We start from the raw sequence: 12,651 nt of genomic DNA, 5'->3' as shown, positions 1-12,651 counted from the left end.
CTCCGGACGTGACGGCCTCAGAGCACGCGAACTTACGTGGGCTGCGAATGTTTGCAGCAGCTGGGCAAGAGCTGCAGGGGCGGTTCTGTGCGCTGAATAGCTGGCGTCGAGTTCGTAGTAACCCCAATGGCGGTCGTTCTTCGCGCGATCGGCAAATGTTCGGAAAGAGTCCGCAGGAGTTACGCGCGTGAGATAGATATAGCTGCGCGGCAACGAGAGATCCCCACCGTGCATCTTCTGCGGCTGCTCGAAGCACTTGATGGATTGGGGGAGCCGGCGTTCAGAAGTCCACTTCACGTCGGCATCCGAAGTGTCAGGCGGAATGGGATTTGATGGGACTCGCCAGCCATCGCCCGCTTTTGCGAGCTCCTGCATGCGCTGCCGTGCCGTTGGGGGCCCCGCATCCATCAGTGATTGTCCATCCGTTGGCAGAAATGCGTCCAGATAAACCAATCGGGAGATACGCTCTCGCGCCCGGTCGGCGACCCCCGTCGCGACCATGCCACCGTAGTTGTGGCCGACTAGCACAATGTCGCGCAAGTCTTCGTATTGATGACCGCCAGAATATCCTGAATATGGGTCTCAAAATGGTTTGACGGGCTGGCTAGGTGCTCCCTCTCGCCAAGACCTGTGTAGGTCGGAGTGACCAAGCGATGGCTACCGGAGGTCATTAGGGGTGCATCTTCTTCCACGACCGTCCCGCAGACCACGCGCCCGTACGGACTAAAAATGTTCTTCCAGAAGTCTGCGCGATGGCCGGCGCGGCCGCTGAAACAACGGCGATGCTTGCGACGGCTGCTTCCAAGAATTCTCGACGTTTCCTCGTCGTTCGTCCTTGCAATGAATTGTCTTTAGCGGAACGGATGTCCTCAGTTCAGTTCGTGACGCGCACCTAACGCAAACATTCCAATGTTCCAACCAACCAACTACGAAAAGGGCGGCGGTCGGCACGTGCAGGCTTATCGCGTAACACTCTTCCGGCCGGGATGCGCTCGATGCGATGAAGGCTAAGCCGGGCCGGGTCTGTCCGCTGATCTGTGACCGCGCCGGATGGGCTTCGAGGTCATTGAAAGCGCTTCAGGCGATGACGCTATGGACTACATAGCGAGTGGCGAGCGGATTGACGTGCTGATTACGGATATCCAGACGGCCGGCCCGCAACCCGCACGGACACCGGCGAGACGTTTGTCTCCCGAGCGCGTGCGGTCGGGACTATTTGATGCTGACGAACATGCCCCAGGCGCCGGCCAGCGCGGCGCCGGAAAAGACGATCAGCGGGTTGTCGCAGAACGCACCTCCATAGGTGCACATGGTGACGCCGAACGAGCCGATCTCGTGATGGCTCGCGGAGTAGAACAGTCCCGACAGCACCAGCAACGCGGCGGCGACGAAATACATCGACGATCTCTCCGAGCTGTCCCCGTTGCGTCTGTCGCAAGGGACGTGTTCCAGCATGGCGCGAACCCATTGCATCCTGCCGAATCCGCCCTGCTGCATTTGAACTAAAGTCGATCTTTCCCGCGAGATGCTGTCGTCGTCAGCTGCAGTTCGTGCACAATCTGCACGTGTGATCGGAGCCGGAACGTCAGCGCCGGAACTCCTGGACGTGCTCGTCATTAACGAACATGAACAGTTGGACCAATCGAGGGGAGTGGCCCATGGGAGCCGAGCGGATGCACCCTCCGCGGTACTGGCGGATGCGAGCGGAAGAATTCCGCACCAAGGCGGACAATTGCGAATATCCCGAGACGCGGGACGTGCTGCGCAAGGTGGCGCAAAATTACGACGAGCTGGCCCGCCGCGCCGCGCGCATCTCCACACTCGAGAGCCTGGACGAACTGCGGGGGGGGCCCGCCAACAGCAAGCCGGCTTGATCGTTCAGGACAAACCCGCTTGATGGTTCAGGACAAAGCCGACGAGAAGCGCACGCTATCGTGGGGCGGCTAGGCCCCCGCTCTATCAGAAGCTCCGCCCGCGCCGTTGGAACGAATGTCCACTTTGGCACTTAGGAACTCAGTCGTCCAATGAGGGATGAGATGAGCCGCGAACAGCAAAGCCCGGCAACGAGGCCGGATCAGCATTTCAAGCCAGGGCCGGCCTGTCCCAAATGCGAGAGGGGCACGCGCTTCCTGACGTCGATCTTCGACGTGAGCCGCGACTGCTCGGTCCTGATCTATCGCTGCGACTCGTGCCGCGAGGACGTCTGGATCTGAGCGCGGCCTTGTCCTCGGCGTCAGCCGACCTGCGGGATGGCGCGCACCACATCGCATGGCAATGTCGGATAGGAACTTCGCCTGTTTCGCTCGCTTGTCGCCTGCATCGACCACGCAAGGCACGAGACAGCTCCCCACCATGCAATCACGCTACCCGTTGTTGAAGAAGTGGACAGCGGAAGAGCACGCGCGGCTGAAGGCGCTGGCCGAAGCCGGCTGGCGGCCGGACGAGATCGCCGGCGAGCTTGGTCGCAGCGAAGCCGCCGTGAGGGTGCGCGCCTGGCAGCACGGCATCGCGCTGCGCCTCGTCACGCAGAAGCGCGGACCCTGAAGACCGGCTGGGTCGAAACCCCGCAGGCGGGCATCCCGCCGTGTGTTCACTTGTGAACGGTCCTCGATCGCCTCTCGGCGTACTCTGCGAATGGAGCAGGAACACGGGAGCTTGTCATGCTCACCCGCGGGGAATTCGAGGCGGATCTCGACCGGCAGAAAATACACCAGCTCGATGCAAGCCAGGCGACACGACAATTGCTGCGCCGTTCGCGAGAGCAGATCGCGGCATCGATCTCACTGCTTCAGCAGCAGGTTCCGAAGATCTGGCACCCTGAACCTCCAGAACGATAGAAACCTCTTCCGCTGTCCCGCGTTTGCGCGCATGGCGAACCGAGACAGCAGGCAGCGGCCGATGTGTGCCGCGTGCAACAAGCCCATGACATTCATCGACGCGGTCAGTTCACCCGAGGGGGCGATTGCCATCTTCCGGTGCTCCGGCTGCAACAAGCTGTCCTGGGAGAAGCCGATGCGAGACCAGAACGCGGGCTCGGGTTGAATTTGCGCGGGCGGAGAAAAGGCCCCAGCCCGGGGGTGAGCTGAGGCCGTTGGAGGGTAGCCGGTCGTGCATCCGGACCGACGCCCGAATAACTTTCTGATCCTACAAGCTGTTCCTAATTTGCTAGCGCGCCCCCGACGAAACACGCCTGAAACAGTGCTGAAACCAGATTGTCTCGAACGCCCCGCCGGCTGCGTCCGACCAACCTAGCGAAAAGGAGATCATCATGATCCAGGTTGGTTCGAAGGAAGAAGTCGCGTTCTTGCTGGCGCTGTTCGGCACCCACACCCAGCCGGTCAAGCGGCCGGCGAAATCGCGCGCGTGAGGCGCTGATCCATGCCAGGTTTGGCCGAATGCCAGAGCCTCTTGCGGCTTCTGATCGCAAGGGGTGACCCGAAGGCCATCCCGCTCGCAAAGGGCGCCATCGACCAATATCTGAACACGGCGCCGGCCTGCATGCGCGGCCGCGGCCTGCGCGTGCTCCAGCGCGACGCGCTCGACCAGCATGGGACTGCGGTTGGTGTGCAGCGCTCGTTCGCCGAAACGGTGGATGCCTATATCGTAGGGAAGCTTGCAGAGGAGTGAAGGGCCGAATGTCGTTTCGCCCCTGCGCTTTCGCTTCCTGAAGAGACACGAACGCGGCAGGCGATGCTGCCGCGTTCGATTTGGTCATCCCTGCGCAGGGCTCCCGCGATTACTGGGTCGCCGGCAGCACGGCCTGCGTGGTCTGCTGCGGCAGGTTGGTGTAGGTTGCGCTTTCCTTGGTGCAGATATCCCTGAACACCACGACGCCGGCCTGCGGATATTCCTTCACGAGGCAGTTGCAGTTGTTGTTGACCACCGGAGCGGGCGCTGCCGCCGCGACCGGTGCCGCAACCACGGTGGCGGGCCGCTGCACGACGACCGTCTTCTCCACCACCTGCGGCGTCGGAACGTACACCGGCCTGTTCACGACCACCGGATACTGGACCGGCCGGACCACGACCTGCGGCGGGATATAGACCGGCGGCGCGGGCCGCGGATAGACATTGACCTGGGGCATCGGCCGCGGGCCTGGATAGACGACCGGGCGCTGGCCGCCGTTGCCGCCATAGCCGTTGAAATGGGGACCGAATTGGGGGTGGGCCTGCGGCGCATTGCCATACTGTCCGTTCTCGCCCCAGCCGGCCTGCGCCGAGCTGCTCGCAACGCCTGCCGCAACACTGGCCAACACGATTGCTGCCGCCATCTTCGTGATCATCAAGGTCTTCGTCATGGTCCACCTGTCTGGTTGTTTGTTTTGTCTCATGCCGTCGTCGTGGGATGAGTGATAGGCGGACATGGCGCGTGCATCCGTGACGCCGCGCACACAGCAGGCGAAATCCTCGTTCGTTGGAATGAGAGATGACGGCGGAGCGGCGCCGCGGTCGGCGCTCGTTGCCTGCTGGATCGACCTGAGATGGGGTACACGCAGGCGAAGTGCGGGCGCAGGTCGGGAAACCCTGGGTTCCCGGAACCTGTTGATTCCACCAGATTTTTTCGCCGCCGCCGGAAACCCTTTGGCCGTTTCGGACCTGTTACGGGCAAAGGATGCTGCAATGCCCCGATATTATTTCGACCTGCGCGACGACACCGGTGTAGCGCTCGACGAGGAAGGGCTGGAGCTGGCCAGCTGGCGCGCCGTTCAGGCGGAGGCCGCCAAGTCGGTCGCGGACATGGCGCGCGATGCCATCCTCTCCGCGCCTGCCGCGGGCGGCAGGCAGACCATGGCGATCGACGTTCGCGATGCCGAAGGTCCCGTGATGCAGGTCAAGTTCTCGTTCGCGTTCGAGACCTTCAGGACACCCTCGACATCACGCGATCATTGACGCGTGAGAAATTCCGGCGCGGAGGACTCGGGCTCGAGCACGGCGATCTTGCGGCCGAGCTGCCAGACCTCGACCTTGCCGTGCCGCGTGAACTGCTGCGCGAAGGTGAGGGCGTTCGCATCGGAGGCGGCCTCGAACGCTTCGGCGGAGCGGAACACGCCGTTGTCGCCGACCAGATAGGCGCGATATTGCAGGGTCATGACGGTGCCCTCAGCCCGGGCGATTGCAGCCAGGCGTCGATGTGCATGGCGGTCTCGTCCTGCCGCGCGCGGCGCAGCAGCATCTCGCGGCGGCGCCCCGGCGCCAGCGTGCGCGCTTCCTCGCGCAGCCGGGCGGCCTCCTCGGCGAGCCGTTCGGTGAGTGTCGTGGTCTGCTTGAAACGTCGGCGTGTCGGCATGCACGTCTCCCTCGTTCGTGTGGGGCGGGAGCAATTTCGGCGGTCGCATCACCGGTCGATGCCAATTGCCTTGCGGTGATGAGTAAATCTTAACTCCCTCGTCCGACGGAGAGACACATCATATGATATGTCGGCGGATTAAATTGCGAGAGCAGGTTGAGCCAGTTGAGGGACTTGCTCAACTTGAGTGCTTGCGATTACAATGTTGACTTTTGAACAGAAGCGCATGCCGAAGGTCCGGATATTAGGAACCAACTGTAGCAGCGGTTAACGCGTCTTCCTTCTCGATGCCGCGCGCAACAATCTTCAAGGTTTCGTCCGGCAGTGGCCGTTGCAGCGCCTTGGCCTCATCCCACGGCGCCCTTAGCCAAACGTCTCGCTCTTCCGCTGTAGTCAGCAGCACCGGCATTGCCTTCGGATGGATCGGCCCCACGACCGCATTCGGCGTCGTGGTAAGAAAACCGTACACCTGATGCGGCCCTGGTACGGGCTTCGATTTCGTGCCGCGCTCGCCATCGAAAGTCGTCCAGATCCCGGCGAACGCGAACAGCGGCCGAGCGTCCGCGAGCGCGAACCACACGATGTCTTTCTTCTTGGTCTCCGGGTTCGGCTCCGGCGCGTATTCGGCAAAGCTGTTGACCGGCACGAGGCAGCGGTGCTCCGGCTTGAGCCACGCGCGCCAGTGCGGCGACGACGTGTTGCGAATGTTCGTGACGGGCGGGCCGCCGGTGCGCGGCGGCGGGGGCATGCCCCAGCGCATCAGCACCATCTCTCGCTCGCCGCCCGCATGGCGAATGACGGGTGCGGGGTAATCCGGAAACACGCCGGGCATCGGCGGCAGATTGCCTTCATAGCGGCGGACGACCCGGAAGAGGTCGGCAATCGCGGCCTGGTTGGTGGTGATCGAATAGAGATTGCACATGAAGACGTTGCCCCTTATCGCTCCCCCGGCCACCAGGTCGAGGCCGGGTGATTGGCTGAAATCTTTGTCCGTCTCAACACCACAAGCTTACTTCGCTTGTACGGATAGCCGCGGAGCTGCGAACAGTCCTTGCAACGCATGTAGCGTTCGAGTTCGTGCACCGGCGTCGACTTGGAACGTCGAATGATGTCGAGCGCTATCGTCTGGTTGGTATCGCAGCCAAGGCACCGAACCTCAAGGTATGGGTATCCGCCATTGATCGCATCGCCGAGCGTGGGCGATGGCTGAGCAGGGCCTTTGTAGCCGAGCATTCGCTCGTTCCACGCCACGCAGGCAAGCTTGTCGGCCTCTTGGCGCGCGAACTTAGCGCGCTCGGCGGACATCTTGATTTGAGTGCCGAAGAGGTATTGGCGCGACTTCGTGGACATCTCTTTATCAAAGTCATGCGCCAACAGCGTTGGCAAATTGTCGATCCCTAGTGGTGACGCGGGGCAATGTGCTACTGCCTGTCGTGGCTGTGGAAAACGTGCGGGCTCTATCGTTCGTCGCATTCCTTCAGCTTCCGCACCACTGCGGAACTCTCCACCACCTTATTGTCGCGGCTCAGGGGGACATAAGCGGCCTTCCGCCCTTCGGGGTCCGTCACCTCGAGGACTTGCGGCATAGTGTCGGGATACTCCCCAGTGTGCTCTCGAGTCTCGATCCAGTATCCCTCATAGCTTAAGTCGCGGCCATCCAAGGAAAGGTCCTGCGGCCGCTTCTCCTCAGGCATCAGCGGAAGATCGGGTTCGGCCGCGTTTTTCGGAGGCTCCGATCGAGGGAGCTCGCCGCGACTAACGGCGTCCCGCAACTCGCGCAAGGCGAGCTCCTGCGCCTCCATCTCTTCAACGGCGAGGACTACGGCTTCGTCGTCCAGGACATCAAGCAAGTCATTGATGGTCTGCTTGGCGTCGCGGTGGCCCGGCTCAACGTATCTCGCCAAGATCGCCTGCGCCTGCTGCACGGCGTTCAGCACCTGTTCCTCGATAGACATTGATGGCTCCACTTCTTCGCTGCACAACCTCACCTAAAGATCCTCTCTCAGCCCTTTGAAAAAGGGATGCCGGACCTTCCCCTCCGCCGACTTGGCGCGGTACTCGATTTCCGCGAGCAACTTCGGCTCGACCCAGATGCCCTTGTGCGCGATGCGCTTGGCGTAAGGTTGCGTCTTGCGAATGAGCGGCTTCAATCGTTTTTGCAGTTCTGCGGCAGACGTCTTGTCGAATCCGTGGTCGACCTTGCCCGCATAAATGAGATCATCTCCCTTATGGCGCCCGAGATAGATGCCGTCCCATTTGCCTTCGTCGAGTGCGAAGCCGGCGATGGTTAGCGTTTCTCGCTGCGCGCAAGTCGTCTTGACCCAGCTGTTGCCGCGGCCGCTGTTGTAGGTGCTATCGCGAACCTTTGAGACCACGCCCTCCAGCCCGATCTTGCAGGCGTGCGCGAACATCTCGCGTCCATCGATTTCGAAGCTCTCGCTGAACTGCACGTCGGTGCCGGAAATGATCTTCTTCAGCTCGGCCTTGCGCTGAAACAGCGGCAGGCCACGCAGGTCTCGTCCATTCAGATAGAGCAGATCGAACGCCACGAGCACGATCTTGGTTGATGTGCCTTTCAGCTCGTTCTGAAGGACGGAAAAATCGGTGCTGCCATCGGCAGCAGGGACGACAACCTCGCCATCGATGACCGCCGATCCCGCCTTGATGTGCCAGGCGTCGTCGGCGACTTTCTTGAAGCGCTTGGTCCAGTCATGGCCGCGACGGGTGTAGATAGTGACGGGCTCGTTAGCCAAATGAAGCTGCACCCGGTAGCCGTCGAACTTGATTTCGTGAATCCACCGGTCTCCGGATGGCACGCTGTCCACCACCGATGCCAAGGCCGGTTCGATGAAGCCGGGGAAGGGCGCTTTCATCCCGATCGTCCCCGGCTTACGCTGACGCTGCAACGCCACTGACAAACTCCACGCAACGAATACGTTGATTCGAATCTTTGTGGCCGGATTCGTTCCGCTGATCGGCGCGGGCCCGAGCGGCGCAAGGAACCGATTGAATCCTCTTGCGTTTCAAAGACGCAAGGAGAGCAACATGGCTAAAGCGAAGAAGCAGACAACTCGCGGTCGCAAGCAGGACCGCGCGCGCGTGGCGGGCGGACAGAAATACGAAGTCAGCTAGGAAGCGAAGAAGACGGGCCGCTCGGCATCGGCCGTGAAGAAGGCGGTGAAGAAGGTCGGGAGCAGCCGGAAGAAGGTGGAGCGTAAGCTGGGGGGCTGATCGTTTGCTTGAGACCTAGATTGTGACCAGCCGGTCGCGTGAGCGACCGGCTTTCTTGCGCCATCGAGGCAGTGTTAAGAATATCTCCCTAACTCCGGAACTCTGGCGCTTGCAGCTGGATTGTTCGGTGCTGGCTCATCGCTGAGCTGGCGGAAGCGGTCCCGGCCATACCCCCAGCCCCCCTGCAAGCCGGGGCCGTCTCTCCGCCCACGCGCAGTTTCGGAGCTAGGACAACACGCTTTTGAAGTGAATGACCGCTGCACTCCTGATGAGGACAACAGCAGAAGCGATATATCCTATCACTTCAATTGGACGGTTCTTGCCGTTCGCGACTATAGATTTCCGCTCGTACGTTGCAATGGCAAACCTTCAAAAGCCAGCCCCCAAAAATTTGAACTTGCTGCGATGCGAAGTGGCTGGGGGCATGGAAGCGTTGCTAGCGAGAACCGATATCGGATGCATCCCACCATCTGCCGGAATAGCAAAAGTCGGCTCTTGTCGAAGTAAGGCCGTGTGGTCTCAACGATGCCTAGCATCTTGGAGTAAGATGGATTTTGACACGTCGGGGCAAAACACTGGCAGAACGGCATCATTGAAGATCAACCCGCGCGGAGTAATCCGCCGCGGGCTTTTTGTTTGCGGAGTTGTCATTTAACACACGGATTTTCCAAATGACCAAATTCAGGAGAAGGACCGAGCTGCATCTTCCTGTTGCTCAGCATGTGGCGAGTGAAGGTTTCAGGGCACCAACGCTGGCCGATATCGAAACCCTGGCGCGCGACCGAAGCCGCACTCAACGTGCTTGCTGCCATCATGTTCAGAGAGACAGCGAATGCCTTTGCGCGGGTGGCCGCCGCAAACTCTATTCTCGATCGTGGGTGGGGCAAGCCGGTGCAGCCCTTGGCTACGGACGCACGGCCGCGCGAATTGCTGCAACGGATCGAACGCATCATCGTGCATCCGGATCATCCATCGATGTTCGACAATGAGACCGGCGAATCCGAGGCTTCGTAAGCTTCGCATCGTCTTGTCTCCAAGCGAGATTGCAATGAAAATACCGTCGCCAGCGACTCCACCGGAGTCCAAAAATATGCATCCCCAGCAAGAGAACGCGGCTCTGATTGGTTTACCCCAATGGATGCGCGACGCACTATCTCATCACGCCACCGCAGAAAACCGGCAGCGTCGATGAGCCTGCGCACGGTGAACGCGCGAATATTCGAATCTTGAGCCGCGTTCCTTCGCGCCCGACCTGAAACTAGGCCGCAGCCGGTCCGAACCACGTCGTCAGCGCGTCCGTAAGCCCGTGCAGGCTCTCATCTCCCACCCAGGCCACGTGCCCGTCGGGCCGCACCAGCACGGCCCCGGGTGCTGCGACTTGTCCGATCGCTGGAAGCTGCCACGGGCCGTCGCACTCGGCGTCGATGCGATCGACGCGATCTGCCCAGGGCGCGATGTCGCAGCCGCCGACCTTCCCAAAATCGAGCAGCAAGCCGCGCGCGCCGTGCAGCAGCGTGAACAGTCGCAGCGGACGCTCGTCGACCGTCAAATCGAGATCGGGCATGCGCCGCCCGAGCAGCGCGTGGCCTTCACCGAGATCGTAGCGCACGTCGAGCCCGCTCGTCATCGCGCCAAAGCGCTTTCGCGGCGCGTCCATCGCGAGCAGTTCGGACACGATTTCGCGCGCGGCCTTGAGGCCGTCCTCGCTGCGGCGGAGCAGGGCGATTTGCGCCATGGTGTTGCACAAGGTCCGCGCGCCGACGGGATGGCGCTCGGCGTGGTAGGTGTCGAGCAGGGTTTCGGGCGACAGGCCCTTGACCACCTGCGCGAGCTTCCAGCCGAGATTGACGGCGTCCTGCACGCCAATGTTGAGGCCTTGCCCGCCGACGGAATGATGGATATGCGCGGCATCGCCGGCGAGCAGCACGCGGCCCTTGCGATAGGACACGGCCTGCCGTGCCGCATCGGTGAAACGGGAGATCCAGGACGGGTTGTGGAGTCCGAAGTCGGTGCCGTAGACGGCGACGAGGGCTTCGCTGAGATCGCGCGGGCCGGGCGCGCCGGTGCGATCGAGCGTCGCTTCCGTCACGACCACCAGCACGCGTCCGCTCTCGGTCTTGCTGAGGCCGTGAAAGCCGAGCGCGTCGTGGCGCAAGCCCCATGCGGGCTCGTCCCGCATCTCGACTTCGGCCATGAGGTTGCTCAGCGTCGGATCTGAGCCTGCGAAGTCGATGCCGGCGGCCTTGCGCACCAGGCTGCGGCCGCCGTCACAGCCGACCAGATAATTCGCGCGCAAGGTCTCGGCGCCGGACAGCGTCACGTCGATGCCGGTCTCGTCCTGCGCGAAGCCCGTGACCTCGCGGTTGCGATAGATCGGCACCGCGAGCTCGCTGACCCACTCAGTCAGGATGCGCTCGATGTGGCTCTGCCGCAGCGCGAGTCCGTAAGCGTGCCGGGTGGGGAGGTCGCTGATATCGAGCCTGGTCCAGGCGAAGCCCGCGAGCTGCGTGATTTGCCCTTCGCGCAGGAAACGATCCGCGACGCCGCGCTGGTCGAGGATCTCGATGCTGCGCGCGTGCAAGCCGCCGGCGCGCGCGCCGACCAGTTCCTGATCCACACGGCGTTCGACCACGGCGACGTCGACATGCGCGAGCGCGAGCTCGGCGGCCAGCATCAAGCCGGTCGGGCCAGCGCCGGCGATCACCACGGCGTGGTCTTCGTGGCGAGCGCCGGCCGCTCTGGCGTGGTCGCGCGTTCGGGACGTCGGAAGCAGTACAGGCATGTGAGACCCCTCGGGATGGTGTTCGGGTCGAGGGTTCTACGGCAGGGGCGGGGGCTTGAAGCAAGCCCGTCGCACACCACATATCTGAGTGGGGAGAGAGAGAGAACCTTTTGTCCGCGTTCGCCGCGCTGAGAGGTCGGGCAAAACACCGGCATAATGCCATCATCGAAAACAGTTTGGTTCACCCGCGCGGAGGCGATCAGACGCGGGTTTTGTTTTGGGTTTTGCGCTTTCCGGCGTTTTTTTTTGCGGGGGCCTGCGACCTTCAGCAGATGCCGGTGGTCCGCTGCATGGTGCTGGCGAGTTCCTCGAACGAGAACGGCTTCCTGATCATGGGGAGACCGTCGCGCCGGGGCTCACGCCCCGACAATTGCAGGATCTTCAGTTCCGGGCGGCGTCGTCTGGCCAGCTCGGCTAGTTCATGACCGTCCATGCCGGGCATGTTGATGTCGGTGATGAGGATGGAGATATCCTGGTTCTGCGTGAGCCGGTCGAGCGCATCCGGGCCGCTATTGGCGCTGATGACGTCGCAGCCGAGATCTTCCAGCATGTCGACGATGACGTCGAGCACGCCGGGATCGTCGTCAACAACCAGCACGGTATGGCTCATCGCACAACGTTCCTTCCTGAAGGAATAAACGCGGCCGCCTTGGCGTAAGTTCCGGCACGGCGTGGTCGAATGAGCGATGTTTTACACGTCGCGCCGCTTGCAGCGCAGCCTAATCGTCCTTCGACAGATCGCCGGGCCTGGTGGGAAGGTCTATCGTGCCGCCCTCGTCATGCACGAGATCGCGGTTGCTGTCCTCGGTCTCGCCGGCGTCTCCAACGAAGGTCTCTTGTGTGTCACGCTCCTTGTCGATATGCGGCTTCTGGCGGGGCAAGTCTCGCGATGTTTTCGGAATCATGTTCAGTGTCATTGGTCGATCCTCCTGACCGGCTTAACGCGGGCAGGGACGGTTCGTTCGTTGATACGTCGGGGGACGTCGGCAGCCTGATTGGAAATGGTTTCCCGAAGGTCTCCGTCGGTTTTAATTCGCAAAAATCGAAATAGAGCTTGACCCGTCGGGCAAAACACTGGCATAGTGGCATCATCGAAAAGTTCGCAACGCCCGCGCGGGACAACATCCGCCGCGGGTTTTTTCGTATCCCATTTTCGGAATCGGACGGCGGCCCACGCATCACGGCCACGCACTCGCTTGAAACGCGTTGAGGGAGCGCCGATCGGCGTGCCGCCGTCCGTACCAATGCTGGCCGTGCACGCGCGAACGTGCCGGCCCGGGGGGGGGGGGGGGGGGGGGGGGGGGGGGGGGGGGGGGGGGGGGGGGGGGGGGGGGGGGGGGGGGGGGGGGGGG

18 protein-coding genes and 1 pseudogene are annotated in these 12,651 nt (G+C 62.2%); 8 read left to right on the top strand and 11 right to left on the bottom strand.

The genetic code is table 11. From position 1 onward, the window contains the following. Positions 1-1,212 precede the first annotated feature (1,212 nt). On the bottom strand, positions 1,213-1,398 hold the full coding sequence (locus AC0L3C_RS32555; protein ID WP_473410004.1) for a hypothetical protein: 186 nt from the start codon (positions 1,396-1,398) through the stop codon (positions 1,213-1,215). Positions 1,399-1,673: 275 nt separating this feature from the next. Between AC0L3C_RS32555 and AC0L3C_RS32550 the strand changes: the two genes are divergently transcribed. The 5 genes from AC0L3C_RS32550 to AC0L3C_RS32530 all read left to right on the top strand — a co-directional run bounded on the left by AC0L3C_RS32550 (position 1,674) and on the right by AC0L3C_RS32530 (position 3,627). Then, positions 1,674-1,874, top strand: coding sequence for a hypothetical protein (locus AC0L3C_RS32550; RefSeq protein ID WP_473410003.1), 201 nt, complete (start codon positions 1,674-1,676; stop codon positions 1,872-1,874). A gap of 162 nt (positions 1,875-2,036) precedes the next feature. Continuing rightward, complete coding sequence (locus AC0L3C_RS32545) at positions 2,037-2,213, top strand: hypothetical protein (protein ID WP_473410002.1); 177 nt, start codon at positions 2,037-2,039, stop codon at positions 2,211-2,213. A gap of 139 nt (positions 2,214-2,352) precedes the next feature. After that, positions 2,353-2,544: a hypothetical protein gene (locus AC0L3C_RS32540; RefSeq protein WP_473261667.1), complete on the top strand. Its 192-nt coding sequence runs from the start codon at positions 2,353-2,355 to the stop codon at positions 2,542-2,544. A gap of 116 nt (positions 2,545-2,660) precedes the next feature. Then, positions 2,661-2,837 carry a hypothetical protein gene (locus tag AC0L3C_RS32535; RefSeq protein ID WP_473410001.1) on the top strand — a complete coding sequence of 59 codons (177 nt, stop codon included), beginning with the start codon at positions 2,661-2,663 and terminating at the stop codon, positions 2,835-2,837. Between the two features lie 541 nt (positions 2,838-3,378). Then, positions 3,379-3,627, top strand: a complete 249-nt coding sequence (locus tag AC0L3C_RS32530) for a hypothetical protein (RefSeq protein WP_007612758.1) — start codon at positions 3,379-3,381, stop codon at positions 3,625-3,627. A 109-nt stretch (positions 3,628-3,736) separates the two neighbouring features. Here the strand turns inward: AC0L3C_RS32530 and AC0L3C_RS32525 are convergent, their stop codons facing one another. Further along, entirely contained in the window at positions 3,737-4,297 is a 561-nt protein-coding gene (locus AC0L3C_RS32525; RefSeq protein ID WP_473410000.1) for a hypothetical protein, read from the bottom strand. Between the two features lie 322 nt (positions 4,298-4,619). Between AC0L3C_RS32525 and AC0L3C_RS32520 the strand changes: the two genes are divergently transcribed. Continuing rightward, complete coding sequence (locus AC0L3C_RS32520) at positions 4,620-4,889, top strand: DUF6894 family protein (protein WP_473409999.1); 270 nt, start codon at positions 4,620-4,622, stop codon at positions 4,887-4,889. On the opposite strand, the gene AC0L3C_RS32515 is transcribed toward AC0L3C_RS32520, so the two are convergent. From AC0L3C_RS32515 to ligD, 6 genes are all read right to left on the bottom strand, one after another. Further along, complete coding sequence (locus AC0L3C_RS32515) at positions 4,883-5,089, bottom strand: hypothetical protein (RefSeq protein ID WP_473261674.1); 207 nt, start codon at positions 5,087-5,089, stop codon at positions 4,883-4,885. The two genes, AC0L3C_RS32520 and AC0L3C_RS32515, sit on opposite strands and share 7 nt — an antisense overlap. Beyond that, the gene (locus tag AC0L3C_RS32510; protein WP_027566628.1) at positions 5,086-5,286 is read right to left on the bottom strand and encodes a hypothetical protein; all 201 of its coding nucleotides are present in this window, start codon (positions 5,284-5,286) and stop codon (positions 5,086-5,088) included. Before AC0L3C_RS32510 ends, AC0L3C_RS32515 begins: the two co-directional genes overlap by 4 nt. A 244-nt stretch (positions 5,287-5,530) precedes the next feature. After that, entirely contained in the window at positions 5,531-6,208 is a 678-nt protein-coding gene (locus AC0L3C_RS32505) for an SOS response-associated peptidase (RefSeq protein ID WP_473409998.1), read from the bottom strand. 14 nt (positions 6,209-6,222) lie between these two features. Continuing rightward, a complete protein-coding gene (locus AC0L3C_RS32500; protein ID WP_473410032.1) occupies positions 6,223-6,636 on the bottom strand; it encodes a hypothetical protein in 414 nt (137 codons plus the stop codon). 107 nt (positions 6,637-6,743) lie between these two features. Then, positions 6,744-7,241, bottom strand: a complete 498-nt coding sequence (locus tag AC0L3C_RS32495) for a hypothetical protein (RefSeq protein ID WP_473409997.1) — start codon at positions 7,239-7,241, stop codon at positions 6,744-6,746. A gap of 33 nt (positions 7,242-7,274) precedes the next feature. After that, positions 7,275-8,198, bottom strand: a complete 924-nt coding sequence (ligD, locus tag AC0L3C_RS32490) for a non-homologous end-joining DNA ligase (RefSeq protein WP_473409996.1) — start codon at positions 8,196-8,198, stop codon at positions 7,275-7,277. Positions 8,199-8,331: 133 nt separating this feature from the next. Between ligD and AC0L3C_RS32485 the strand changes: the two are divergent. Together AC0L3C_RS32485 and AC0L3C_RS32480 are read left to right on the top strand one after the other, a co-directional pair. After that, positions 8,332-8,517: pseudogene (locus AC0L3C_RS32485) on the top strand (DUF3606 domain-containing protein). A gap of 720 nt (positions 8,518-9,237) precedes the next feature. Beyond that, complete coding sequence (locus AC0L3C_RS32480; RefSeq protein WP_473410031.1) at positions 9,238-9,531, top strand: hypothetical protein; 294 nt, start codon at positions 9,238-9,240, stop codon at positions 9,529-9,531. Between the two features lie 244 nt (positions 9,532-9,775). Here AC0L3C_RS32480 and AC0L3C_RS32475 read toward each other — a convergent pair whose 3' ends face one another. From AC0L3C_RS32475 to AC0L3C_RS32465, 3 genes are all read right to left on the bottom strand, one after another. Then, complete coding sequence (locus AC0L3C_RS32475; RefSeq protein ID WP_473409995.1) at positions 9,776-11,299, bottom strand: FAD-dependent monooxygenase; 1,524 nt, start codon at positions 11,297-11,299, stop codon at positions 9,776-9,778. Between the two features lie 265 nt (positions 11,300-11,564). Beyond that, the gene (locus AC0L3C_RS32470) at positions 11,565-11,909 is read right to left on the bottom strand and encodes a response regulator (protein ID WP_473280565.1); all 345 of its coding nucleotides are present in this window, start codon (positions 11,907-11,909) and stop codon (positions 11,565-11,567) included. A gap of 109 nt (positions 11,910-12,018) precedes the next feature. Then, entirely contained in the window at positions 12,019-12,216 is a 198-nt protein-coding gene (locus AC0L3C_RS32465) for a hypothetical protein (RefSeq protein ID WP_473409994.1), read from the bottom strand. Between the last annotated feature and the right edge of the window lie 435 nt (positions 12,217-12,651).

The organism is Bradyrhizobium sp. WSM4872, from assembly GCF_055811715.1.
The sequence above is the reverse complement of the archived record's forward strand: the minus strand, read 5'-3'. Positions and strand labels throughout refer to the sequence as shown.